Raw genomic sequence first — 22571 nt, forward strand, 5'->3', positions numbered from 1 at the left:
TGGTCAGCCAGCTGTCGAAGCCGGGAATCAGCTGGGTCTGCAACCCCAGGTTGGTTCGTGCGGCGGTGCGCAGGGCGGGCTGGTCCAGTCGGTCCCGGTCGCCGCGCGAGAGGATGCGATCCAGGTAGAGCTGTTCCAGACAGCGATGCGTTAACAGAACGGTTGCGTCGACGGGGGCCACGTCCCGCATCCCGACGGCCTCGGGCAAGCGCCGGGCAGCCCTCTCAAACACCGCGCGCAAGCCAAGCCGCAAGCCGTTCTCCAGAACAAGGCGAATGATGCCAAGGGCGGCGCGACGAAGGGCGAAGGGGTCTTTTGAACCCGTCGGCTTTTCGCCGATCGCGAAAAAACCGACCAGCAGATCAATCTTGTCGGCAAGGGCCAGGGCAACGCTTGCCGGTTTCGTCGGGCAGACATCTTTTGGCCCCTTGGGCGCGTAATGTTCGGCAATCGCGTCGGCCACTTCCGGCGGCTCACCATCGCCAAGGGCGTAATAGCGCCCCATGACACCCTGAAGTTCTGGAAATTCATGGACCATGCCGGAAAGCAGGTCGCATTTTGCAAGCTGGCCGGCGCGGCGTGCGTGGGCCGGCTTGGCCCCGGTCTGTTTCGCCAGACCCGACGCCAGTTCCTGCAGGCGAAAAGCGCGATCCGCAAGGGTGCCGAGGCCGCTATGGAAAACCACCCCATGCAAACCGGGGAACCAATCCACCAGGGCCGATTTTCGATCCTGATCCCAGAAAAATTTTGCGTCCTGCAGGCGGGCACGAAGCACACGTTCGTTGCCGGCAATGATTTCCAGCCCGCCATCGGCGGCCTGCACATTGGCAACCACAAGAAAACGCGGCGCAAGGCTGCCATCCGGTTTCAAAAGAGAAAAATATTTCTGATGCGTCCGCATCGCCATCGTCAGCACTTCCGGCGGCAGTTCCATAAAACGGGAGTCAATATCGCCCAGCAGCACGACAGGCCATTCGACAAGGCCCGCGACCTCGTCAAGCAGGCCGTCTTCGCCAAGCAGGGCCAGGCCATCGTTCTTTGCCGCCAGCGCCGCGTCCGCAGCAATGGCCTGGCGGCGATCGTCCTTGTCCAGCATGACATAGGCCCCACGCAGGCGATTGTGGTAATCGGCAAAGTCCTTCACCTGGAAGGCCTCTGGAGCGAGAAAACGGTGGCCCACCGTCTGGTCCGTGGCCTGGACGCCACCGAAAGAAACCGGCACGACCCGGCCATCGAAAAGGCAGGTCAGCCCATGGAGGGGCCGCACCCAACGCGTGCGGCCCGAAGCCCAGCGCATGGATTTCGGCCAGGGAAAACGGGACAGGATGTCTTCAAGCAGCGGCGCCAGCACGTCCGCCGCCGGCTGGCCCTTGCGTTCAATCGTGGCGAAATAGAATTCACCTTTTGCCGTTTCCCGGCGCTCGCATGCCTCAAGGGAAAGCCCCGTGGACGCAAGAAAACCGGCAACCGCCTTTTCCGGCGCACCCACCCGGGGGCCGCGCCGTTCCTCAACAATATCGGGCTGTGCCTTTGGCAGGCCCGTTACCACCAGCGCCAGCCGCCGGGGCGTTGCGTAAGCGTCAATGGCATCGAAGCCAAGCTCGGCCTGTTTCAGCCCGGCCGCAACGAGGCGTTTGAGATCAACCGCCGCCGGATTCTGCATGCGCGCCGGGATTTCCTCCGAAAGAATTTCGAGAAAAAGCTCTGCCATCGTTTACGCGCCGCCCTCGCCTTCAAGCCAGGCTTCACAGCACGCGCGCGCAAGCTGACGGACGCGCCCGATATAGGACGCGCGTTCAGTCACGCTGATAACGCCGCGCGCATCCAGCAGATTAAAAATATGGCTAGCCTTGATGCACTGGTCATACGCCGGAAGGGAAAGTTTCTGGACAATCAGGTCCTTGCATTCAGCTTCGACGTCGGCGAAGTGATGCAACAGGCGTTCCGTGTTTGCATGTTCAAAATTATAGGCCGAATATTCACGCTCGTTCCGAAGGAACACATCGCCATAGGTCACGCGCGCCTCACCGGGCGCACCATTCCAGTCAAGGTCGAAGACGTTTTCGACCCCTTGGACGTACATCGCCAGACGTTCCAGCCCATAAGTAATCTCGGCCGAAACCGGATCGCATTCGATGCCACCCACCTGCTGGAAATAGGTGAATTGCGTCACCTCCATGCCATCGCACCAGACCTCCCAGCCAAGCCCCCAGGCACCAAGGGTCGGGCTTTCCCAATCGTCCTCGACAAAGCGGATGTCGTGACGCGCCGGGTCAATCCCAAGATGTTTAAGGCTGCGCAGATAGATTTCCTGAACGTCTTTTGGGGACGGTTTTAAGATCACCTGAAACTGGTAGTAATGCTGCAAGCGGTTCGGGTTCTCGCCATAGCGCCCGTCCGAAGGCCGGCGCGAGGGCTGAACATAGGCCGCGCGCCATGGCTTGGGCCCAAGGGAGCGCAGCGTCGTCGCCGGATGAAAGGTGCCGGCACCGACTTCCATGTCGTAAGGCTGCAACAACACGCAGCCTTCCTGCGACCAGAAGGCCTGAAGCCGTAAAATGAGTTCCTGAAAAGAAGGGACTGTCATCGCCGTTCCGCTTTACTTATAGGGACAGTCTTCGATATCGCAGGCGAAGGCGCCCTGGACCGGGCGATAAATTCCACAAACCGGGCATTCCTTCATTTCCAACGCGTCGGAGCCCTTGTCCGTGCCAGGCCGATGCCCGACCATCCCACTAACCCACCGATAGCCGTACCAGAGAACGCCGAGGACAACGCCGGCAACAAGCAGCTTCACAAGACCAAGTGCAAACATATTGGTTCCTCAAATCCGGCACCCATCCAGACCAGACCCGAATGGCACACGCAGATTTGGCAAACATACGGCGAGGAAGGCAGGTTGCCAACCAGCGCCATCACACCGCACCCAGAACCAACGCGTCGGCGGTGCGAAGAACGGCCTGGGCAGCCTTGGTATAGCTGCCGTCCGGTTCGTGAAGCACAAGCCCGTCGCAGAAGTTCTGCGACGCCGCAGCCCCTTTCCGGCCCTGAACGAGGACACGCTTGGCCGCCTTCCCCGCCATGGGAAGAAGCGGCAGGACCTGCAACGCCCCGGCGCCTTCGGCCAGCTGCGCCAGCAATTCCTCGCACCGGTCAAAACGGTGCAGAAAGGTCAGCGTCGCCCCCGGCCGGGCCATGCGAAGCGCAAAGCGCACCCAATCGGCCAGACACGCCCGGCCTTCCACATGGGCGATGGCGCGGTCGGCCGCCGCCGGCAAGACAGCCTTCGCGGCTTCCAGATGCGGCGGGTTCGCCATGACATGGTCATAAGACGCCCCTGCGAAGGGCGCCCCTGCGAAAACCGCAGGCGGGTCCAGCAGATCGCCGGACAGAACCCGCACGCGATCGCCAACGCCGTTCAGGCCGATGTTGCGTTCCGCCAGAAGGCACATGGCGTCCTGAATTTCAAGGCCGTCCACCGCCACGCCCCCAACACGCCGGGCCAGGCAAAGGGCGGCGGCGGCACTGCCAGTGCCGATGTCCAGCACATGGTCGCCATCGCGCGCCGGCACGGCGGCGGCAAGGAAGACCGAATCCATCGCCACGCGGTAGCCGCTTCGCGCCTGGACCAGCCTGACGCGGCCATCCAACAGCGCGTCCTCGCTCCATTCAGGTGCCGTTTTCATTTCCCATCGCTTCCACCTCCTGAAGAATTTCCCGGGCCCTGGAAAAACCGGCTTCGGCCACCATCAACCGCCTTGGGATGGCCGCAGCGCTCCCCTCCAGAATGCTCATATAGGTGTCGAGAACAACCGCCGGAATGGCTTCTTCCTCCAGCCTTGCCAGCATCAGGGAAAGCAGCACCGGTTCGTTCGTTCGTAGCAATTCGACCATAATTTTGCGTCTTTCAGACGGAATGGCCCGCGTTTTTGGACGACAAGCGCCTTGACCGACGCGGAACGGGACTTCTATGCTCGCCAGACCAGTTGCATGTCAAGCAACGCAAGGGATAGAGGTTCAGGTGGGAGTCGTCGTAAACCTTGGCACCGCAAGCCTTGGCGCCGCCGATCACAAGGCGCATGCCGGTTTTGCACAGATAAGCGCGCTGGTTCGCGAGGACTTAAACGCAGTCAATCAGGTCATTCTCGAAAACCTGCAAAGCCGGGCACCCCTTATTCCACAACTTGCCCAGCACCTCATCGCATCCGGCGGCAAACGATTACGACCGGCGCTGACTCTTGTCGCGTCGCGAATGTGCGGTCATAAGGGCACGCGCCATATCGGCCTTGCAGCCAGCGTCGAATTTATCCATACGGCGACCCTTCTTCATGACGACGTTGTCGATGAAAGCGACCTTCGCCGCGGCGAAGCCTCGGCAAACGTGCTTTGGGGCAATGAATCCAGCGTGCTTGTCGGCGATTTTCTGTTCGCGCGCGCCTTTCAGCTGATGGTGGCCGACGGATCGCTGAAAGTGCTTGCCATCCTTTCCGAGGCGGCCAGCACCATCGCCGAAGGCGAAGTCATGCAACTGGCGACGGCAAACGACCCGGAAACCAGCGAAGCCAGCTACCTTGAGGTCATCCAGGCAAAAACCGCAGCCCTGTTCGCCGCCGCCTGCGAAATTGGCGCCGTGCTGGCGGATCGCCCCAAGATCGAGGAAGAAGCCCTGCGAAGCTATGGCCGCAACCTTGGCACCGCGTTCCAGCTTGTCGACGACGTGCTCGACTATTCCGCCCAGCAGGCAATTCTTGGCAAGACGATTGGCGACGATTTCCGGGAAGGCAAGGTCACCCTGCCCGTCGTGCTCGCCTTTCGCCGTGGCAGCAAGGAGGAGCGCCATTTCTGGTGCCGGACGGTCGAGGAACAGGATCAAAAAGAGGGCGATCTTGAACGCGCCATCGACATCATGAAGGCCCATGACGCCTTGAGCGATTCCATCGCACGCGCGCGCCATTACGGGTCCATGGCCCGGGACGCGCTTGGCATCTTCCCCCAGGGACCGGAAAAAGAAGCCCTGGCCGGCCTCATCGATTTCTGCATCGAACGCGCCTATTAAGACTGCGCCTATTCGGCCACGCCTATCAGGCCAAAAATCTGCCAACGACCCCGGCCCACGCGCACCCGCTTGTCGTACGTCCGATTTTAGGGGTATAAGGCGCCCTCACGGATCGGAGTGTAGCTCAGCCTGGTAGAGCACCGTCTTCGGGAGGCGGGGGTCGGAGGTTCAAATCCTCTCACTCCGACCAACTAAATCAAATAGTTATGTCGAAAAAAAACAGGGCACAATGGCCTTCATAAAGAACGCACAAAACGATCGATGAGCACCGACACCCTCGCCGAAGCGCTACGCCACCACGAAGCCGGTGAGCTGGAAAAAGCGGCCGCCCTCTATCAGGCCATTCTGGCAAAAACGCCGGACCAGGCCGACGCCCTGCATCTGCTGGGCGTGCTGACCCATCAACGCGGGGACGCGGAAGCGGCCCTTGGCCTGTTGCGCCGCGCCATCGCACAAAACCCGGACATACCTTCGTTCCACGGCAATCTTGGCAATGTGCTGCAGGAATTGGGGCGGAGCACCGAAGCCATCCCCCATTATGAAAAAGCGCTGGCCCTGGACCCGGACCTGCCCCCCATTCATTACAACCTGGCCATCGCGTTGGCGGCAAGCAACCGCCCAAACGAAGCCGTTCCCCATTTCGACGCCTTCCTCGCCCGCCAGCCCGATCATGCGGACGGACGCATGGCCTATGGCAACGCGCTACGCGCCCTTGCCCGACCCGAGGAAGCTGCGGCGCAACTGGAACGCGCCATCGCCCTAACGCCCGACTCGGCGGCGGCCCACAACCAGCTTGGCAACGTCCTGCGCGATTTGCACGCGCCCGAAAAAGCGCGCCGTCATTACAAAAAAGCGCTGCTTTACCAGCCGGATTTTGCCGAAGCCCACTGCAACCTTGGCGAGATGGCCTATGAAAAGGGCGATTTGAAGCGCGCCATGTTCCATTACGAACAGGCGCTGGCCATGGACGCAGCCTTCCCCGAAGCGCCCCGGATTGGCCTGGCCCAGGTGCTGCAATTCCTGCCGTCCCGGACGTACCGGCCGCCGATCGAGAATTTGCTGCTGCAATGTTTTGCGTCCGATGCCGTCGGGTATCAGAAACTGGCCGCCCTTGGCGCCGAGCAGATTCGTTACAAATATCCCGAAATTTTTGCAACGGACGCGCCCGCGTCCGGCACAGCCACCCCCGACGCGTTCTTAAAGGACCCGCTGCTGCTGGCCCTGCTTGCGAAAACAATCAACATCGACCCCGAACTGGAACGCGGCCTGACCCGTCTTCGCCGCCATTTTTTTCTGGCCGGCGACACGGGCGGCGACATGGGCGGCGACATGGGCGGCGACATGGGCGGCGACATGGGCGGCGACATGGCTTCGGGCGCACGGCCATTCCTGAGCGCCCTTGGCGAACAGGGGCTGAACAACGCTTATGCGTTTCTGGTCACGCCCGAGGAGGAAACCCGGCTGGCCGCCCTGAAAGGTGAGATCGAAACCGGCCTTGCCTTGGCTGGCGAGTTGAAGAAAGACGACGCCTTTTGCCACAAGCTGCTTTTGTTTTCGCTTTACGCGCCCCTGCATTGCCTTGCCGGCATCGACAAACAAAAGGCAGAGCCGCTTGCCGACTGGCCGGACTTCCTTCAACCCATCGTGCAGCGCACGTGGCTTGACTGGTTGGAAGAACAGGGAATCAAAGAGAAGCTGGCGACCCTGACCCCAATTGAGGATGCCATTTCGCGCGCCGTCCGCTCCCTTTATGAGGAGCACCCCTATCCACGCTGGTTTTCCGCCGACCGCCCGCAAGCCCCGGCCCCGGCCCCGGCAAAATCACCCGACGACGGCGACGCACCCAATGAAATTCTGGTTGCCGGTTGCGGCAGCGGCCAGCAGGCGATTTTACGCGCGTTGCGCCATCCCCATGTTCCCATTACCGCCGTCGATTTAAGCCGAACCAGCCTCGCTTACGGCGTCCGCATGGCGCGCCGGCTTGGCGTCGAAAACATCGACTTTCTTCAGGCCGACCTTCTAAAGCTGGATATTTTAAAGAAGCAGTTTCCACTGATCGAATGCGGCGGCGTGCTTCACCACATGGCGGACCCCGTCGCCGGGTGGTCGGTCCTGACCAACCTGCTGCGCCCCGGCGGCAGAATGTTTGTCGCCCTTTATAGCGCGCGCGCGCGCGAGGACATCGTCGCGGCCAGAAAATGGATCGCCGACCTTGGCCTGCAGCCAACGCCGAAAGACATGCGCGCGTTACGCAAACGCCTTTTCTTCGATGGCGATGACGCCGGCCTTCCAGATTTTGAGACGTTCAAGCGCTGCAAGGATCTTTTCGATCTAAATGGCTGCCGCGATCTTCTTTTTCACGTCCAAGAGCATCACTTTACCCTGCCGCAGATCGAAAAGATTCTTGACCAGCTTGGGCTTCGTTTCGCAGGCTTTCACCTGGAAGATCCCAGCATGGGGCCAGCCTATGCAACGCAATACCCTGAGGACCCGACCATGACCAATCTTGGCAATTGGAATCGTTTTGAAGCGGCACACCCAAGCGCCTTTATCAACATGTATCAGTTTTGGTGTGAGAAACCGGTCGCAACCTGAGCGCCGTAGCACCCGCCATCTTTATGTGTGCGACTGCGCATTTTCACCAGCACCCAGCTTCGTCATCCGGCCCAGAAGGTATTCAATATCGCCGCCCTCCAAATCCTCATATTGGGTGAGGATGCGTTCGATAATGCGCCGACTGTACCGTTCCTGATCGGCAGGCCCACCGTCGTAATCCGTATCACCAGCAACGTCGATAGCAATCCGAAAGGCCGGGTACAGATTTTTTGGCAGGCCGCTTCGTTCGTAAATCGCCTGCAGCCCCAAAGGCCCTTTGTCAAAAATCAACCGATAGGCATTCGCGAACGGCGCGCCAACGCGGATTGCCAGGCTGGCAACAAAAAAATCAATGTCGCCGACACAGGCTGCGCGCAAAACGATCCCCGGCGTCAAACGGTTGTTCTCGTACAATTGCCGGACAAGCGCCTCTGCTGACGGTTCGTCGGAGCGCCCATCGAGAAGGCCAAGGGTTGCCCGCTCCCGGCTTTGCAGAATGAGGTCGCTTGCCGCGTCCGGCGGCAAGTCGTGATGCGCCACCAGATGTTCGCGCAGGCTGTCGGAAACAAGCGTCACCAGCCGTTCCGAAATTGAAACCGGAAGCTGCGCGCGCTTCACAATCGGCTCTTGGACCAGATCGCTTTCCCCAAAGCCGTCGATAACCTTGTGCAGCGTATCTTCGGAAAGCTCGGCCCCTTCGTTGCGTACCAGATTGGCGACGATTTTGACCTCTCCTGTTTCGACAAGCGCGTCGGAAATCTGTTCAGAAACCTGGCGGCGTCTGGAAATGGCAAGCTGCTTTTCGACACCCTGGTTCTGAATGATTTCAAGAAGGTCGGCATCCGTCAGCACGTCGCTTGCTTCAAGAACAGGCACCGCAACCGTCGCCACATCCTTGGCCAGCGTCACGGCCACGTCATGGGAAAGAAAGGTGCAGGCCTTCAAATTTTGGGAGAGTGCCTCGCGCACACGAAGCGCCGCATCCTGCATCATGACGCGAAAGATCTGTTCGGCAATGTCGCGTTCGGCCGCGTTCAGGCTACCGGCGTCAAACTGGCTTGCGATTTTGGCCGCCGCGCGTGCGCGTGCGTCCGGCGAAGGATCGCTGAGCAGATGCGCGACGTCCGCCTGGTTAAGCCGCTCCGTCATGCCGGGACCGGGACCGGGCCTGGGCCTGGGCCGGGAAAGCTGTGGCCGGGAAAGCTGTGGGTCAAGAAAGCCATTCCGTTGTGGGTCGCCTGTGGATTGCTTTTCTTCTACAAAATTAGGCGGACTTGGTTAAAGTTTCGTTACGCAGGACGGCCCTTGTGCGTCCTTTATTTGCGCCATTTTCCGGAAAAACCAGCCTTCCGGGTGGTTGCAGGGTGTCTCAAGGGGCCCTATACTTGGCGCTGGGCTGGTTGAACCCTCCAAAAGGGGCAGGCATTGGCAGACAATCCAGGCGAAAATCCGGACTCCAACACCGAACTTCCCGATATTCTCTACCGATGCACAGCGTGCATGTACGTCTACCCACTGCAGCAATCGCCCCGAAAGGATGGGGAGCTGACTTGCGCCCATTGCGGGGAGATTTTCGAGATGACCGAAGAAATGCTTGCCGATCTTGAAGTCGGCGCCTGAGAAGAGGTGGCGGCCTTCGAAACAAATCCGGGAAAAACCGGAAAATCGGAAAAACCCACAAATTCTTTAGAGTTACTCTGGCGTCGCGACCGCTATACAATGCCGTCACCGCCGGAGAACAACCGACAGCAGGGGTGCCACGTTGACAGGCACCCCTTTGGCTTTTAGTTTTTAAACATAGAGCGGCACAAAGCCGCCTATAAAAAGATAGAGGGGGGATACCGGAATGCAGAAATCCCTAAACATCGATCCCAACAAATGCACAGGCTGTCTGCAATGCGAGATGGCGTGCGCCTTTGAACTGGAGGGGTCTTTTAACCCTGCGCATTCCCGAATCAAGATTTTCAACTTCGAGGAAGAGGGGCGTTTCGTTCCCTACACCTGTACGCAATGCGCAGAGGCCTGGTGCCTCCAGGCCTGCCCCGTTGATGCCATCAAGATGGATGCCGGAACGGGCGCCAAGGTAGTGGACGAAGCCATCTGCGTCGGCTGCAAAGTCTGCACTATCGCCTGCCCCTTCGGCACGGTGAACTACAATCAGGCAAGCGGCAAAGTCATCAAATGCGACCTTTGTGGTGGCGATCCGGCCTGTGCGAAGGCCTGTCCGACGCAAGCCATCACCTATGTCGATGCGAACTGGACGGGGCTCGACAAGATGCGAGCCTGGGCCGCCAAAACCGATACGGGCGCAGAGTCGACGACGGACACGCCGCAAGTCTCTGCCGGGCACTAAACATCAGGAGAGATCGCCATGGGTTGGCATAAAAAGCTTTTGCGGGTCAATCTGACAAAGGGAACCTGCGAGACCGAGCCCCTTAACATGGAATGGGCGCAACTCTACCTTGGCTCCCGGGGTCTGGCAGCGAAATACCTCTATGAGGAAATCGACCCCGCCATCGATCCACTTTCCCCCAAGAACAAGCTTATTTTCGCCACCGGCCCGCTGACCGGAACCAGCGCGTCAACGTCCGGCCGTTACACGGTGACCACGAAAAGCCCGTTGACCGGCGCAATCGCGTGCTCAAACTCCGGCGGCTATTTCGGCGCCGAGCTGAAATTCGCAGGCTACGACATGGTGATTCTTGAGGGCCGGGCGAAAGAGCCCGTGTATCTTTGGATCAACGATGACGAGGTGAAGCTGCTGCCCGCCGACAAAATTTGGGGCAAGACCGTCTGGGAGACGGAACCATGGATCAAAAAGACCCATCAGGACCCGTTGATCCGCGTCGCGTCCATCGGCATTGCCGGCGAAGCCGGTGTGAAATATGCCTGTGTTGTCAACGATTTGCATCGCGCCGCCGGACGTTCCGGCGTCGGCACGGTGATGGGATCAAAAAACCTGAAGGCCATCGCATGCCGCGGCACCACGGGCGTGCGGGTCGCGAACCCGCGCGAGTTCATGAAAGTCGCGCAGGCGACAAAACGGGACCTGAAGGAAAGCGCCTTTACCGGTGAAGGGCTGCCGCAATACGGCACCCAGGGGGTGACCAGCGTCATCAACGAATCCGGCATCTACCCGACGCGCAACCATCAGGACGTGCAATTCGACGGCGCCAGCCGGATCGGCGGCGAAGCGATGTTCGAAAAGCGGGCATCGGACGGCAAGACGAACATGGTTCGCAACGCCGCCTGCTTTGGCTGCACGATTGCCTGCGGCCGGATTGCAAAAATCGACCCGAGCCATTTTTCCGTAAAGGACAAGCCGCGTTATCTCGGCGCGTCCGGCGGGCTTGAATATGAATCGTCCTGGGCCATGGGCGGCGATTGCGGCATCGACGACCTTGAAGCCCTGACCTTTGCAAACAGCGTCTGCAACGAGCAGTCGATGGATACGATTTCCTTTGGGGCCTCGCTTGCCGCCGCCATGGAGCTGTACGAACGGGGCTACATCACCGACAAGGAAACCGGCGGCATCAAGTTGAACTTCGGATCGGCGGAAGCCCTTGTCCAGATGGTGGAACTGACCGGCCGCAACGAAGGCTTTGGCAAGGACATCGGCCTTGGCTCAAAGCGTTTGTGCGAAAAATACGGCCATCCGGAAATTGCCATGACCGTCAAGGGCCAGGAATTTGCGGCCTATGACCCACGCGGGGCGCAAGGCATGAGCCTGGCCTATGCCACCAGCAATCGCGGTGCCTGCCACCTTCGTGGCTACACCATTGCCGTCGAGATTTTCGGCGTCCATATGAAGGTCGACCCGCTGGTAACGGACGGCAAGGCAGAGGTTACGAAATTTTCCCAGGATGTCACCGCCGCCATCGATTCAACCGGCCTCTGCGTGTTCCCGAATTTTGCCTGGACCCTCGACCAGTATCAGCAGCTCGTCCAGAGCGGCTGCGAAGGCGACTGGTCGATGGAAAAGATGATGGAAGTCGGCGAACGCATCTGGAATCTGGAACGCATGTTCAACAACAAAGCCGGCCTGACGAAGGCGGACGACACGCTGCCGAAACGGCTGCTCACGGAACCGGCGAAGACCGGCCCCGCCAAGGGGCTGGTTGCCCAACTCGACAAGATGCTGCCGGAATATTACGAGCTTCGCGGCTGGACCCCGGACGGCAAGCCATCCAACAGCACGCTGAAACGGCTAAGCATTTAAGCCGCGCCACAGGTGAAGCCGCCACAGGAATGCCAGGGAAGGTGCCGATGCGTACCTTCCCTGATTCTTTTTCGCCGACGTTGCGCGTGCGCGTCTGATTCGGGCCGCAAGGGAAAGGACAGCGAATGAAGCATGTCATCATTGGCGCCGGCCCGTCCGGCGTGATCGCCGCCACCACCCTGCGCAAATTATGCCCGGAAGACGAAATCCTGCTGATCGGCGGCGAAGCAGAGCCACCTTATTCGCGGATGGCCATCCCCTATTATCTGATCGGCGACATCAAGGAAGCGGGCACCCACCTCAAGACCAGCACCGACTATTACAAAAAAAATCGCATCACCTGTCAGCATGGCCGGGTCACAAAAATTGATCCGAAGAAAAAGGCACTCCATTTAAAAAACGGCAAGACGGTCACCTATGACAAGCTGTTGCTGGCAAGTGGCGCCTATCCAACCCGCCCGCCGGTCCCCGGCATTGACGACCCGGAAATCACCGGCTGCTGGACCCTGGAGGACGCGCGCCTGATTGCAAAAAAATGCAGGAAAGGCGTGAAGGTTCTCCAGATGGGTGCCGGTTTCATCGGCTGCATCATCATGGAAGCGATCGCCGCGACGGGCGTCGATCTTACGATCGTCGAGATGGGGGACCGCATGGTCCCGCGCATGATGAACGAAACCTGCGGCGGCCTGATCAAACGGTGGTGCGAACAAAAGGGCATTGCCGTTTACACATCAACAAAGGTTATCAAGATTGAAAAGCGGGAAGACAAGACACCCCGTTATGCCATCCAGATGGAAGGTGGAAGGACGCTGGAGGCCGATCTGATTATTGCCTCAACCGGCGTTGCGCCCGCCCTCGACTATCTTGATGGCAGCGGCATTGAAGCCGACAACGGCATCCTGATTGACCCGCACATGCGGACAAATCTGGCCAATATTTACGCCGCCGGCGATTGCGCCAAAGGACGGGATTTTTCGACCGGCGGCTATGAGGTCCAAGCCATCCAGCCAACGGCGACGGAACATGGCCGCATCGCCGCCCAGAACATGGCCGGCGTTCCAACGCCCCATCCGGGCTCGCTGAACATGAACGTACTGAACACGCTGGGGCTGATTTCCAGCTCCTTCGGGCTATGGATGGGCGTCGAAGGCGGCGAACATGGTGAATTGCTGGACGAAGAAAATTTTCATTACCTGCGCCTGGAGTTCAAGGACGACGTTCTTATCGGCGCCCAGGCCCTTGGACTGACCCAGCATGTCGGCGTGCTGCGAGGGCTTATTCAGACCCAGACGCATCTCGGCCCATGGAAAGACAAACTGATTGCGGACCCGACCCTTATCATGTCCGCTTATCTGGCAACAACCCAGGCACAAGCATGAAAATTACTCTAAAATTCTACAGCTCACTTAGCGACTTTCTGCCCGATGATGCGAAGAAAAATGTGGGCGAGATGGACTTCGCCGACAATGCCTCCGCTCAAGACGTCGTCAACAGGCTTGGCATTGCCATGAAAATGGTTCACCTGACGCTGGTCAATGGCGTTTACGTCGCCCCCAGCGACCTTGCTGCGCAGGCTCTCAAAGAGGGAGACACGCTCGCCATGTGGCCTCCCCTTGCAGGCGGATAATGCCAGACGCGCCGAAAAGCGAGAGCGCGCCGCAACGGCGCGTGCTTGAGCTTTCCTACAGCCATGTCGAATTGTTCCGCGCCTTCCAAAGAATTTTTGACCCCCTCCCCGTCTGCATCCAGGGAACGGGTCTGACCGTAACGGACGGAAAAAAGAAAATCGTCGTTGCCCTTGGCGAAGAGCGCGAGCGGCGGCTTGGCGCCGAGTTCAAACTTCCGGAAACGACAATCGATTTTGCCTTTCACGGCTATAGCGAGGACGAAGCGAACGCCATTCTCAACCACTTCATTCTGCGCACCCGGCGCGGCGGCGGCTGAATTAACCGCCGGTGGTGCTCATATGGCGACGAAGGGCCGGTGCCGCATCGCGCCGGTCGATGACAAAGTCGTGCCCCTTGGGTTTGCGCCCGATTGCCTCACAAATGGCCTGAACCAGAAGGGCATCGCTTTCGCTCTCTCGGACCGGGGTTCTCAGATCGCCCCAATCGTCCTGACCAAGGCACATGTAAAGCTTGCCGGTGCAGGTCAGCCGTACCCGGTTGCACGATTCGCAGAAATTGTGGGAAAGCGGCTCAATAAAGCCAATTCGGCCGCCCGTTTCCCCAACATCCACGTACCGCGCCGGTCCACCGCTTTGATGGTCGCTGTCGCGCAGGGTCCAGCGTTTTTCAAGCCGCCGGCGCAGTTCTGCCAAGGACAAATACTGGTCCATCCGATCCTGTTCGATCTCGCCCAGAGGCATCGTCTCAATGAGAGTCCAGTCAAAGCCCTGGTCCCCGCACCATGCAAGCAAGGCGTCGAACTCGTCTTCGTTCGTCTCTTTCAGGGCAACGGTGTTGATCTTCACCTTCAGCCCCGCTGCCTTCGCCGCCTGGATGCCTTCCAGCACGGTTTCGATCTTCCCCCAGCGCGTGAGCGCGCGGAACCGGTCCGCATCCAGGGTATCGAGAGAAACATTGATGCGGCGAACCCCGGCTTCGTAAAGCGCCACGGCATGTTTCGCAAGATGGTTGCCATTTGTCGTCAGGGTCACTTCGTCAAGGTCGCCGGTCTTTAGATGGCGGCCCAAATTCTGAAACAGGGTCATCACGTCGCGGCGCACCAGCGGTTCGCCGCCGGTGATGCGGATTTTGCGCACGCCCATGGAAACAAAGGCACTGCAGACGCGGTCCAGCTCCTCCAGGGAAAGCAAATCGCGCCGGGGCAAAAAGGTCATGTCTTCCGACATGCAATAAACGCAACGCAGATCGCACCGGTCCGTCACGGAAACCCGCAAATAGGTCACGTCGCGTCCAAAGGGGTCCATCATGGGTTGTCGGTTCCTTCTTTCCAGCCGTCTGGTGGGGCCACAACCGTCAGTTTACCACGTAAGCCGGCCTGCGAGAAAGGCCACCGCTTCCGGGCTTTCCGGGCCGGAAAAGAAGGCTGCTGCCGGTTTCCGCTCGACCAGCCGGCCGCCGCAAAGGAAAAGGATGTCCTCGCCAAGCCGTCGCGCCTGGCCAAGATCGTGGGTCGTCATCACAATTTTCGTGCCGCTGGCCTGAATTTCAAGAATAACATCTTCAACGATCCGGGTCGCCGCCGGGTCGAGACTGGCGCTCGGCTCGTCCAGAAAAAGCACCTGGGGCCGGACCGCCCAGGCGCGCGCAAGGGCCAGGCGCTGCTGTTCACCACCGGAAAGGACGCGTGCCGGCAGTTTTGCCTTCGCGGTCAGGCCGGTTCGGCCCAGAACTTCTGCAACCCGGCGATGACGTTCGGCCCTCGCAACACCGCGACCGGCCAGGGCATAGGCAACGTTGCCGGCCACCGAACGGCGCAGCATCACCGGGCGTTGAAAAACCATCGCCTGGGCGTGCATCGCTTCTTCCTGGCTGTGTTCATGCCAGGCGATCCGCCCCTCTGTTGGCGACAGCAGGCCGTGGCAAAGACGAAGCAGCAGGCTTTTCCCGGCGCCGTTCGGCCCCAGGATGAGCGTGCGGTCCTCCGCCTGAATGTCCAGGAAAATGCCCTTTAGCAAGGCCTGGCCGCCTATTTCATAGGCAAGATCCGTCAGCACGAGAGGAAAGATTGTCGCACTCATGAAATGCCCCGTCGCGACGCCGCGTTGCCAATCGCATAAACCGCCCCATTGATCAGCAGTGAGATCCCAAGCAGCAGAATGCCCAGCCCAAGGGCAAGGGTCAGATTTCCCTTGCTGGTTTCCAGCGCAATGGTTGTCGTCATGACGCGGGTCACGTGGTTGATGTTGCCACCGACAATCATGACGGCGCCCACCTCGGCCATGGCGCGGCCCAGACCCGCCAGCACCACCGACAGCACCCGGGCGCGCCCGTCCCAAAGCAGGGTTGCCATCATCCGACCGCGGCCAATGTCAAGGGAACGCAAAAGTTCGCCATATTCGTCCCATAAATCGACGACCACCTGACGGGTGAGCGCGGCGATGATCGGCACCACCAGCAACACCTGGGCGATAATCATCGCCGTCGGCGTGAACAGAAGCCCAAGCACGCCCAAAGGCCCGGCCCGGGAGATCAACAGATAAACGATGAGGCCGACGACAACCGGCGGCAGGCTCATCATCGCGTTCAAAAGGACAGCAAGAACGCCGACGCCCGGAAAGCGGAACAATGCGACGGCCGCCCCAAGGGGCAGGCCGATCAGCGCAGCGATGCCAACGGCGGTCAGGCTGACCTGCAACGACAGGGCGACGATGCTGACGAGGTCGGGATCAAAAGCCCCGATCATCGCAAAGGCATGGGCAAAGGCGGTTGCAAAATCGTTCACGGCGTTTCCCTGTGTCTTGAGCCGTCAAAGTATCTCGGGCCGTCGAAAATCTACTGCCCTTTCCGGCGCGTGGAAAGGATTGCAAATCGGCAAACGGTGACGCCGGGCCCGCATTTCGCTACAACCTAGACATGCTGCAGATCAACGCGTTGCAGACGGAGCACCTGGCCGCAATCGATGCCGCGATCGCCAGCGGCGAATGCGTCGCCGTCATGGGGCCAAGCGGCTCTGGAAAAACGCTGTTCCTGCGCGCCATCGCCGATCTGGACCCGGGCACGGGGCGGGTGACCCTAAACGGCGTTGAGCGGCAAAGCCTGACGGCCCCGCAATGGCGGCAAAAAGTCTGTTACCTGCCGCCGGATTCCGGCTGGTGGGCAGACGACGTCGCCGCGCATTTCCCAGACAGCCACGCGGCGCGCGCGCTTTTCCCGCGCCTGGGGCTGCCGGTGACGGCGCTGGACTGGGAGGTCGCACGGCTTTCCACCGGTGAACGCCAACGCCTGGCCCTTGCACGCGCGCTGTTGCTTCACCCCGCCGTGCTGCTTCTGGACGAACCGACATCCGGTCTGGACGCGACCACCATAGCAGCGGTCGAAGCGGTGCTGAAACACGCCCTGGACGAAGGCACCGCGATCGTACTTGTCACCCATGACGCCGCCCAGGGAAAGCGCATGGCAAAACGCTGCCTGCATTTCAACCAGGGACGCCTTGAAAGCGAGGAACAATGGGCGCCGACGTAATAGCCTTAAGCTATGGCGACCTTGCGCTTGCGTCGCTGCTTGTCCTGCTGAACGCGGGCCTTTCTTTCGGCCTGCGCCTGCGCCTTGAAAGCCAGTTGCTGATCGCCGCCCTGCGAATGGTCGTTCAGCTTAGCCTTGTCGGCCTTGTCCTGAACGCGCTTTTCACAAGCGTCTCCCCCGTTTTGACAGGCTTTGTGGCCCTGGCCATGGTGCTGTTCGCCGGTCGTGAAATCGCCGCCCGCCAGGAACGGCGCCTGGCCGGCTGGTGGACCTATGGCCTTGGCACGACCAGCGTGCTGATGGCGGCCATGGTCGTAACGGTGCTGGCCCTCACCACCCAGATTCAACCGGACCCCTGGTACCACCCACGCTTTGCCATTCCCATTCTGGGCATGATCCTTGGCAACACGATGACCGGCGTCGCCCTTGGCCTGAACACGCTGATGACGACGGTCGCGCGCGAACGCGTCGCCATCGAAGCGCGGCTGGCGCTGGGCCACAAATGGCGCGATGCCTTTCGCAACGTCATCCGCGAGGCGATGCGAAGCGGCCTCATCCCGATCGTCAACGCGATGGCGGCGACGGGCTTGGTCTCGCTGCCAGGCATGATGACCGGGCAGATTCTTGCCGGGGCGGACCCCATGCACGCCATCAAATACCAGTTGCTGATTATGTTCCTGATTGTTGGCGGCACCGGCCTTGGCGTCTTCGCAGCGATTCTGGCGGGCGCGCACCGGCTGACGGATTCCCGCCATCGCCTGCGCCTGGATCGCCTGCGCAAGGCCAAGTAAGGCGGCCCTTGCACAAGGGCCGAGCCGCCGCCTAAAGTGGCGGCCGCACGCGGGTGTAGCTCAATGGTAGAGCTCCTGCTTCCCAAGCAGGTGACGAGGGTTCGATTCCCTTCACCCGCTCCATTGTCACAAAAACGGGCCCGCCTGAAAGGGCCCGCCTGAAAGACGCTGGAAAATTTTATGTCTTTTCGAAACGTGCTGTCCGTCCTGCTTGGCCTGTTTTGCATCAGCCCCGTCTGGGCAGCAGAAAAAGTGCTCGTTCTTGCCTCAACGACATCGACGGAAAATTCCGGACTCTATGATTTTCTACTGCCCATCTTCAGGGAAGAAACCGGCATTGCGGTCCGCGTCGTCGCCGTCGGCACCGGCCAGGCAATGAAGCTTGCCCAGAGAGGCGACGCCGACGTTCTGCTTGTTCATCACCGGTCGTCGGAAGATCGCTTCATCGCCGAAGGCTATGGGATCGACCGCCGCGACGTCATGTACAACGATTTTGTGATCGTTGGCCCCGGTGACGACCCGGCCGGCATCCTGGGGGTGCATGATGTCGGCGACGCCCTGCGGAAGATCGCCAAACACAAGGCGATGTTTGTCTCACGCGGTGACGACAGCGGCACCCACAAGATGGAACGCGACCTTTGGCGGGCGATCGATTTCGATGTCCGCCCGGCCTCTGGCGACTGGTATCGCGAGACTGGTTCCGGCATGGGCGCCACCCTGAACACGGCGGCGGCGGCCGACGCCTACACGCTGACGGATCGCGGCACATGGCTTGGTTTTCAGAACCGGCGGCGGCTTATCCTTGCCGTCCAGGGCGACCCCCGGCTTCTCAACCCCTATGGCATTATCCGCGTCAACCCGGAACGCTTTGCGCATTTGAACGCCGAAGCGGCGCGGATTTTCGTCGACTGGCTGACCTCGAAGCGAGGGCAAGCCGCCATCGCCGCCTTCCGGATAAACGGCAAGCAGCTTTTCTTTCCAAATTACAAGAAAAACGCCCCCTGACATCCGGATAGGCTCTCTTTTCCGTCGCCAAGACCGTATACTTCCGAAACTGGATCCTTCGCGACAGGGCGAGCGTACCCGCCAGAAGCAGAGCCTGCATGCGCATCTTAATCATCGAAGACGACCACGAGATGGCGGCCTATCTTATGAAAGGCCTGAAGGAACACGGCTATGTTGTCGATCACGCAGCGGACGGCCGCGACGGCCTTCTGCTTGCATCAACCGGCGATTTTGACCTTCTGATTATCGACCGCATGCTGCCCCATACGGACGGCCTTTCCATCGTCAAGCTTTTGCGCGAACAGGGCATCAAAAGCCGCATTCTTCTCTTAAGCGCGCTCGGCCAGGTGGACGACCGCGTCAGCGGCCTGAAGGCCGGCGCCGATGATTACCTTGCCAAGCCTTACGCCTTTTCCGAATTGCTGGCACGGATCGAGGTTCTGCTGCGGCGCAAGGATAGCGAGGGCGAACAAAGCCGGCTTCACGTCGGCGATCTGGAGATGGACATGATCGCCCGGACGGTCAAGCGGGCAGGCAAAGAAATTGAGCTGAAGCCGCGCGAATTCCGCCTTCTTGAATATCTGATGCGCCACGCCAGCCAGGTTGTCACCCGGACGATGCTGCTGGAAGGGGTCTGGGATTATCATTTCGACCCTCATACGAATGTCATCGACGCGCAGGTAAGCCGTCTTCGCCAGAAAATCGACAAGGGCTTTGGAAAACCGATGATCCATACGATTCGCGGTGCGGGGTATTTGCTTCGTGCAAATGATTAGACTGTTTCGAACCTCGGCCTTTCGAATGGCGGTCCTTTACATGGCCGTCTTTGGGCTGTCCATGTTTGCCATCCTGGGCTTCACCTATTACGCAACGATCGAGGTCATCGACGCGGAAACGAACAACGTTATCGACGCGGAAACGAAAGGGCTTGTCGAGCAATACAGCCTTCTTGGCCTGCGTGGGATCGCCAACGTCATTCAACACCGATCCGTTAATTTGAAGGCACCGGGCGCGGTCTATCTGCTTGTGAACCATCGCTACGAACGGATCACCGGAAATTTAAGCGCCTGGCCAGCCGACACCGCCGAGCCAGCCGGCACCGCCGAGGCGGCCATCCTTCCTCTGGCACCTCCAGAGGACGGCAAATGGATTCATTTCCGTATCAGCCATGGTGAGGGTGAAGAAAAAGTCTCCCGCCAGATGCGGGCGCGAGTCATTGATCTGTCGAACGGCTATCACGCGCTGGTCGGCCGCGACATCGGCGAGCGCGAGCGTTTCCAGGAAGTGATGCGGGCGACGGTTGCCCTGTCGATTTTCCTTATGACCCTGCTGGCCTTTATCAGCGGCCTGCTTCTTAGCCGCCAGATGCTGCGTCGGGTTGATTCGATTGCCAAAATCAGCCGGCAAATTATTGACGGCGATTTGACAAAACGCGTCACCGTGCGCGGAACCGACGACGAGTTTGACCGGCTTTCCGCAAATCTGAACGAGATGTTCGACCAGATCGAACAATTGTTGCTTGGCATGCGCGCCGTAACGGACAGCATCGCCCATGATCTGGGTGCCCCGCTGACCCGCCTGAAAAACCGGATCGAGATGACGCTTCGCGGTGCACCGGACATGAACGCCTACCGGGCCGCCCTGAAAGGGGCCATCAAGGAGACCGATTATATCCGCGCAACCTTCGACGCGCTGATCGACATCGCACGTGTCGAGGCAGACGCGATGCGCCTTGAGATGGCGCCGCTGAACCTGACCGATCTTGCCGAGGAGTTGCTTGAGCTTTACGAGCCAATGGCGAACGAGCAGCAGCTTCACCTGGAAGCCTCCCTCGCCGCAACCGCGCCGGTGCTTGCCAACCGCCAGACTCTGGCCCGGGCGTTCTCGAACCTTCTCGACAATGCCATCAAATACACGCCGGCCGGAGGCACCATCCGGCTGAACGTCACAACGACACCCGAACAGGTCTGCTTTGTTCTTGAAGACAGCGGCGACGGCATTCCGGCGGCGGATCGCGAACGCGTGCTGCAACGCTTCGTCCGGCTGGAAAAGAATCTGGCAACCCCCGGCACCGGCCTGGGGCTAAGTCTTGTCGCGGCGGTGGCAAAGCTGCATCGGGCCACCCTTGAACTGGACGACAACGCGCCGGGCCTGCGGATAACCCTCACCTTCCAGCGCTGCCGGAAAGACGACGGCCAGACGGAAAACCGTCAAGCCTGAGAAACAGGGGGGTTGCAAATAAAGGCGGCTCGCGAGGGAGTTCGCGAGCCGCCTTTCCGGACCCATCAGCCCTCGATTCCACGGCCGGTCAGAAGGGAGCCGAGGTGAGAGCCCGGAAACCTCCGCGACTTGTCATTCGCGGCGGGCTGTACATCGAAGCCTTTAGGGAAAACTTCGATGCGGAGGATCTGTTTTCTGTGTTTGCAGTATCGGTTTTAAGCCACCCCACCTTGCAGCTGGATGACGGCCACATGAATTTTTTGCAATGTTTAAAAACCGCAGAATATCAACGATTTTAGGGCAGATTCGTTAGCGGTCGCGGTCACGCCTGATGAAAAAAGCGGGCGCAGACCGGCGTTTGCTGCCGCCTTCCAAGGCCCGTGGCAAGGAAAGAAAGCCCCGCATGGCCTTGGCCGGTGACGACGCCGACAAGGTGATTGCGTGGCGCAACGCAAAGCCGCTCATTGCCCCTCCGGGCCCGTCCGGTTCATATGCGCAAGCGCAGCCATTTTTTTATGGCGTCTTTTTATGGCGGGATTGCTGCGCCAGCTTCAAGGCTCAGAAGATCGCGCATCCCCTGCAACGCGGCATCGGCATAGCGTTCCATCGTTGAAGGAAATTTCGCCTACGTGCCGGGCAAAGTTTACCGGCAAGAAGGGATCGGAACCAAGGACGGAACCAAAGGCCTCTCAGCCCATATCTGGCGTTGGGCCACGATCCGGTTTAAGGTCGCCGTTGCATTTTTAAGACAAGGCATCCCTTTTTTAAGACAAGGCATCCATGGCAATCTGGGGAAAATTGATCGGCGGCGCCGCAGGGCTCGCCCTCGGCGGACCGCTTGGTGCCATCCTTGGCGCCATCGCCGGCCATGCCTATGACCGCGGCAAGGCTGAGCGCGCGCAAGGCGTTCATGGACAGGCGGGTGCCGACCTGTCCGCCACCCGCCAGGCCGCCTTTACGACCGCCGTCATCGTGCTGTCGGCAAAAATGGCGAAGGCGGACGGCGTCGTCACGAAGGACGAGATCCGCGCTTTTAAACAAATCTTTCACGTGCCGAAATCGGCCGCAGCCGAAGTGGGCGTGCTGTTCAACCGGGCGCGGAAGGAATCGGCGGGCTTCGAGCCTTACGCCCACCAGATCGCCACCCTGTTTGCCCATCACCGCGTCGTCCTTGAAGACCTTCTGGGTGGGCTTTTTCATATTGCCCGGGCCGATGGCTGGGTTTCCCCGGAGGAAATCGCTTATCTAAAAGAGGTCGCCCGGATTTTCGGCTTCGACGCCCAGGCCTTTGAGCGGATTGCGGCGGCGCATCTGGGCGAAGGCAGCGTCGACCCTTACGACGTGCTGGACGTCAAACCCGATATCTCCGACGAAGCGTTGAAGAAGGCCTATCGCAAACTCATCCGCGAAAACCATCCCGACCGGCTGATGGCGCAAGGCATGCCCCAGGAATTCATCGAAATCGCCAATGAAAAAATGGCGCGCATCAACGATGCCTATGCCCAGATTGAAAAAATGCGCGGCCGCAGTTAGGC

The 22571-nt window shown here is 60.0% G+C and carries 23 protein-coding genes, 2 tRNA genes and 1 pseudogene; 17 read left to right on the top strand and 9 right to left on the bottom strand.

Annotation, left to right across the window (positions count from 1 at the left end):
- Positions 1 to 238: 238 nt before the first annotated feature.
- The 5 genes and pseudogenes from COA65_04400 to COA65_04420 all read right to left on the bottom strand — a co-directional run bounded on the left by COA65_04400 (position 239) and on the right by COA65_04420 (position 3894).
- A pseudogene (locus tag COA65_04400) lies at positions 239 to 1711 on the bottom strand (glycine--tRNA ligase subunit beta).
- A gap of 3 nt (positions 1712 to 1714) precedes the next feature.
- Positions 1715 to 2587, bottom strand: a complete 873-nt coding sequence (locus COA65_04405) for a glycine--tRNA ligase subunit alpha (protein PCJ60080.1) — start codon at positions 2585 to 2587, stop codon at positions 1715 to 1717.
- Between the two features lie 12 nt (positions 2588 to 2599).
- Complete coding sequence (locus COA65_04410; GenBank protein PCJ60081.1) at positions 2600 to 2815, bottom strand: hypothetical protein; 216 nt, start codon at positions 2813 to 2815, stop codon at positions 2600 to 2602.
- Positions 2816 to 2915: 100 nt separating this feature from the next.
- On the bottom strand, positions 2916 to 3686 hold the full coding sequence (locus tag COA65_04415) for a methyltransferase (GenBank protein PCJ60082.1): 771 nt from the start codon (positions 3684 to 3686) through the stop codon (positions 2916 to 2918).
- A complete protein-coding gene (locus COA65_04420) occupies positions 3670 to 3894 on the bottom strand; it encodes a hypothetical protein (GenBank protein PCJ60083.1) in 225 nt (74 codons plus the stop codon). Before COA65_04420 ends, COA65_04415 begins: the two co-directional genes overlap by 17 nt.
- A 76-nt stretch (positions 3895 to 3970) precedes the next feature.
- Between COA65_04420 and COA65_04425 the strand changes: the two genes are divergently transcribed.
- From COA65_04425 to COA65_04435, 3 genes are all read left to right on the top strand, one after another.
- The gene (locus COA65_04425) at positions 3971 to 5056 is read left to right on the top strand and encodes a farnesyltranstransferase (protein ID PCJ60084.1); all 1086 of its coding nucleotides are present in this window, start codon (positions 3971 to 3973) and stop codon (positions 5054 to 5056) included.
- Positions 5057 to 5169: 113 nt separating this feature from the next.
- Positions 5170 to 5246 (top strand) — tRNA-Pro (locus COA65_04430).
- A gap of 71 nt (positions 5247 to 5317) precedes the next feature.
- The gene (locus COA65_04435) at positions 5318 to 7651 is read left to right on the top strand and encodes a hypothetical protein (protein PCJ60085.1); all 2334 of its coding nucleotides are present in this window, start codon (positions 5318 to 5320) and stop codon (positions 7649 to 7651) included.
- A gap of 21 nt (positions 7652 to 7672) precedes the next feature.
- Here the strand turns inward: COA65_04435 and COA65_04440 are convergent, their stop codons facing one another.
- The gene (locus tag COA65_04440) at positions 7673 to 8800 is read right to left on the bottom strand and encodes a hypothetical protein (protein PCJ60086.1); all 1128 of its coding nucleotides are present in this window, start codon (positions 8798 to 8800) and stop codon (positions 7673 to 7675) included.
- A 697-nt stretch (positions 8801 to 9497) separates the two neighbouring features.
- On the opposite strand from COA65_04440, the gene COA65_04445 reads away from it, so the two are divergent.
- The 5 genes from COA65_04445 to COA65_04465 all read left to right on the top strand — a co-directional run bounded on the left by COA65_04445 (position 9498) and on the right by COA65_04465 (position 13814).
- Positions 9498 to 10004, top strand: a complete 507-nt coding sequence (locus COA65_04445) for a (Fe-S)-binding protein (protein PCJ60087.1) — start codon at positions 9498 to 9500, stop codon at positions 10002 to 10004.
- 18 nt (positions 10005 to 10022) lie between these two features.
- Positions 10023 to 11870, top strand: coding sequence for an aldehyde ferredoxin oxidoreductase (locus COA65_04450; protein ID PCJ60088.1), 1848 nt, complete (start codon positions 10023 to 10025; stop codon positions 11868 to 11870).
- A 125-nt stretch (positions 11871 to 11995) separates the two neighbouring features.
- Positions 11996 to 13249 carry an FAD-dependent oxidoreductase gene (locus COA65_04455; protein ID PCJ60089.1) on the top strand — a complete coding sequence of 418 codons (1254 nt, stop codon included), beginning with the start codon at positions 11996 to 11998 and terminating at the stop codon, positions 13247 to 13249.
- Complete coding sequence (locus tag COA65_04460) at positions 13246 to 13497, top strand: molybdopterin synthase sulfur carrier subunit (GenBank protein PCJ60090.1); 252 nt, start codon at positions 13246 to 13248, stop codon at positions 13495 to 13497. The genes COA65_04455 and COA65_04460 overlap by 4 nt, the downstream gene beginning before the upstream one ends.
- Positions 13497 to 13814, top strand: coding sequence for a hypothetical protein (locus COA65_04465; protein ID PCJ60091.1), 318 nt, complete (start codon positions 13497 to 13499; stop codon positions 13812 to 13814). Before COA65_04460 ends, COA65_04465 begins: the two co-directional genes overlap by 1 nt.
- 1 nt (position 13815) lies before the next feature.
- On the opposite strand, the gene COA65_04470 is transcribed toward COA65_04465, so the two are convergent.
- From COA65_04470 to COA65_04480, 3 genes are read right to left on the bottom strand one after another with little or no spacing between them, the layout of a single operon-like run.
- Positions 13816 to 14805, bottom strand: coding sequence for a GTP 3',8-cyclase MoaA (locus tag COA65_04470; GenBank protein PCJ60092.1), 990 nt, complete (start codon positions 14803 to 14805; stop codon positions 13816 to 13818).
- 51 nt (positions 14806 to 14856) lie between these two features.
- Positions 14857 to 15576 (bottom strand): ABC transporter ATP-binding protein, encoded by a 720-nt coding sequence (locus tag COA65_04475; protein PCJ60093.1) that lies wholly within the window; start codon positions 15574 to 15576, stop codon positions 14857 to 14859.
- Positions 15573 to 16241, bottom strand: a complete 669-nt coding sequence (locus COA65_04480) for an ABC transporter permease (GenBank protein PCJ60184.1) — start codon at positions 16239 to 16241, stop codon at positions 15573 to 15575. The genes COA65_04475 and COA65_04480 overlap by 4 nt, the downstream gene beginning before the upstream one ends.
- A 170-nt stretch (positions 16242 to 16411) precedes the next feature.
- Between COA65_04480 and COA65_04485 the strand changes: the two genes are divergently transcribed.
- The 9 genes from COA65_04485 to COA65_04525 all read left to right on the top strand — a co-directional run bounded on the left by COA65_04485 (position 16412) and on the right by COA65_04525 (position 22569).
- Positions 16412 to 17020, top strand: a complete 609-nt coding sequence (locus tag COA65_04485) for an ATP-binding protein (GenBank protein PCJ60094.1) — start codon at positions 16412 to 16414, stop codon at positions 17018 to 17020.
- A complete protein-coding gene (locus COA65_04490; GenBank protein PCJ60095.1) occupies positions 17005 to 17811 on the top strand; it encodes an iron export ABC transporter permease subunit FetB in 807 nt (268 codons plus the stop codon). The genes COA65_04485 and COA65_04490 overlap by 16 nt, the downstream gene beginning before the upstream one ends.
- Before the next feature lie 49 nt (positions 17812 to 17860).
- Positions 17861 to 17934, top strand: a tRNA-Gly gene (locus tag COA65_04495).
- A 57-nt stretch (positions 17935 to 17991) separates the two neighbouring features.
- Positions 17992 to 18816: a sulfate transporter gene (locus COA65_04500; protein PCJ60096.1), complete on the top strand. Its 825-nt coding sequence runs from the start codon at positions 17992 to 17994 to the stop codon at positions 18814 to 18816.
- Between the two features lie 98 nt (positions 18817 to 18914).
- A complete protein-coding gene (locus COA65_04505) occupies positions 18915 to 19592 on the top strand; it encodes a DNA-binding response regulator (GenBank protein PCJ60097.1) in 678 nt (225 codons plus the stop codon).
- Positions 19585 to 21036, top strand: a complete 1452-nt coding sequence (locus tag COA65_04510; protein ID PCJ60098.1) for a two-component sensor histidine kinase — start codon at positions 19585 to 19587, stop codon at positions 21034 to 21036. Before COA65_04505 ends, COA65_04510 begins: the two co-directional genes overlap by 8 nt.
- Before the next feature lie 104 nt (positions 21037 to 21140).
- On the top strand, positions 21141 to 21335 hold the full coding sequence (locus COA65_04515) for a hypothetical protein (protein PCJ60099.1): 195 nt from the start codon (positions 21141 to 21143) through the stop codon (positions 21333 to 21335).
- Positions 21336 to 21367: 32 nt separating this feature from the next.
- A complete protein-coding gene (locus COA65_04520) occupies positions 21368 to 21649 on the top strand; it encodes a hypothetical protein (protein ID PCJ60100.1) in 282 nt (93 codons plus the stop codon).
- A 167-nt stretch (positions 21650 to 21816) separates the two neighbouring features.
- Complete coding sequence (locus COA65_04525; GenBank protein ID PCJ60101.1) at positions 21817 to 22569, top strand: molecular chaperone DjlA; 753 nt, start codon at positions 21817 to 21819, stop codon at positions 22567 to 22569.
- Positions 22570 to 22571 lie beyond the last annotated feature (2 nt).

The sequence above is a fragment of the Rhodospirillaceae bacterium genome, from assembly GCA_002746255.1.
Taxonomy (GTDB): domain Bacteria; phylum Pseudomonadota; class Alphaproteobacteria.

Excerpts from the sequence above, each read along its gene's own strand:
- COA65_04480 (PCJ60184.1), bottom strand. The coding sequence starts at position 16,241 with ATGATCGGGGCTTTTGATCCCGACCTCGTCAGCATCGTCGCCCTGTCG.
- COA65_04440 (PCJ60086.1), bottom strand. The coding sequence starts at position 8,800 with ATGACGGAGCGGCTTAACCAGGCGGACGTCGCGCATCTGCTCAGCGAT.
- COA65_04445 (PCJ60087.1), top strand. The coding sequence starts at position 9,498 with ATGCAGAAATCCCTAAACATCGATCCCAACAAATGCACAGGCTGTCTG.
- COA65_04405 (PCJ60080.1), bottom strand. The coding sequence starts at position 2,587 with ATGACAGTCCCTTCTTTTCAGGAACTCATTTTACGGCTTCAGGCCTTC.
- COA65_04435 (PCJ60085.1), top strand. The coding sequence starts at position 5,318 with ATGAGCACCGACACCCTCGCCGAAGCGCTACGCCACCACGAAGCCGGT.
- COA65_04455 (PCJ60089.1), top strand. The coding sequence starts at position 11,996 with ATGAAGCATGTCATCATTGGCGCCGGCCCGTCCGGCGTGATCGCCGCC.
- COA65_04465 (PCJ60091.1), top strand. The coding sequence starts at position 13,497 with ATGCCAGACGCGCCGAAAAGCGAGAGCGCGCCGCAACGGCGCGTGCTT.
- COA65_04450 (PCJ60088.1), top strand. The coding sequence starts at position 10,023 with ATGGGTTGGCATAAAAAGCTTTTGCGGGTCAATCTGACAAAGGGAACC.
- COA65_04500 (PCJ60096.1), top strand. The coding sequence starts at position 17,992 with ATGTCTTTTCGAAACGTGCTGTCCGTCCTGCTTGGCCTGTTTTGCATC.
- COA65_04415 (PCJ60082.1), bottom strand. The coding sequence starts at position 3,686 with ATGAAAACGGCACCTGAATGGAGCGAGGACGCGCTGTTGGATGGCCGC.
- COA65_04460 (PCJ60090.1), top strand. The coding sequence starts at position 13,246 with ATGAAAATTACTCTAAAATTCTACAGCTCACTTAGCGACTTTCTGCCC.
- COA65_04425 (PCJ60084.1), top strand. The coding sequence starts at position 3,971 with ATGCTCGCCAGACCAGTTGCATGTCAAGCAACGCAAGGGATAGAGGTT.
- COA65_04510 (PCJ60098.1), top strand. The coding sequence starts at position 19,585 with ATGATTAGACTGTTTCGAACCTCGGCCTTTCGAATGGCGGTCCTTTAC.
- COA65_04485 (PCJ60094.1), top strand. The coding sequence starts at position 16,412 with ATGCTGCAGATCAACGCGTTGCAGACGGAGCACCTGGCCGCAATCGAT.
- COA65_04475 (PCJ60093.1), bottom strand. The coding sequence starts at position 15,576 with ATGAGTGCGACAATCTTTCCTCTCGTGCTGACGGATCTTGCCTATGAA.
- COA65_04520 (PCJ60100.1), top strand. The coding sequence starts at position 21,368 with ATGAAAAAAGCGGGCGCAGACCGGCGTTTGCTGCCGCCTTCCAAGGCC.
- COA65_04490 (PCJ60095.1), top strand. The coding sequence starts at position 17,005 with ATGGGCGCCGACGTAATAGCCTTAAGCTATGGCGACCTTGCGCTTGCG.
- COA65_04505 (PCJ60097.1), top strand. The coding sequence starts at position 18,915 with ATGCGCATCTTAATCATCGAAGACGACCACGAGATGGCGGCCTATCTT.
- COA65_04410 (PCJ60081.1), bottom strand. The coding sequence starts at position 2,815 with ATGTTTGCACTTGGTCTTGTGAAGCTGCTTGTTGCCGGCGTTGTCCTC.
- COA65_04525 (PCJ60101.1), top strand. The coding sequence starts at position 21,817 with ATGGCAATCTGGGGAAAATTGATCGGCGGCGCCGCAGGGCTCGCCCTC.
- COA65_04470 (PCJ60092.1), bottom strand. The coding sequence starts at position 14,805 with ATGATGGACCCCTTTGGACGCGACGTGACCTATTTGCGGGTTTCCGTG.
- COA65_04420 (PCJ60083.1), bottom strand. The coding sequence starts at position 3,894 with ATGGTCGAATTGCTACGAACGAACGAACCGGTGCTGCTTTCCCTGATG.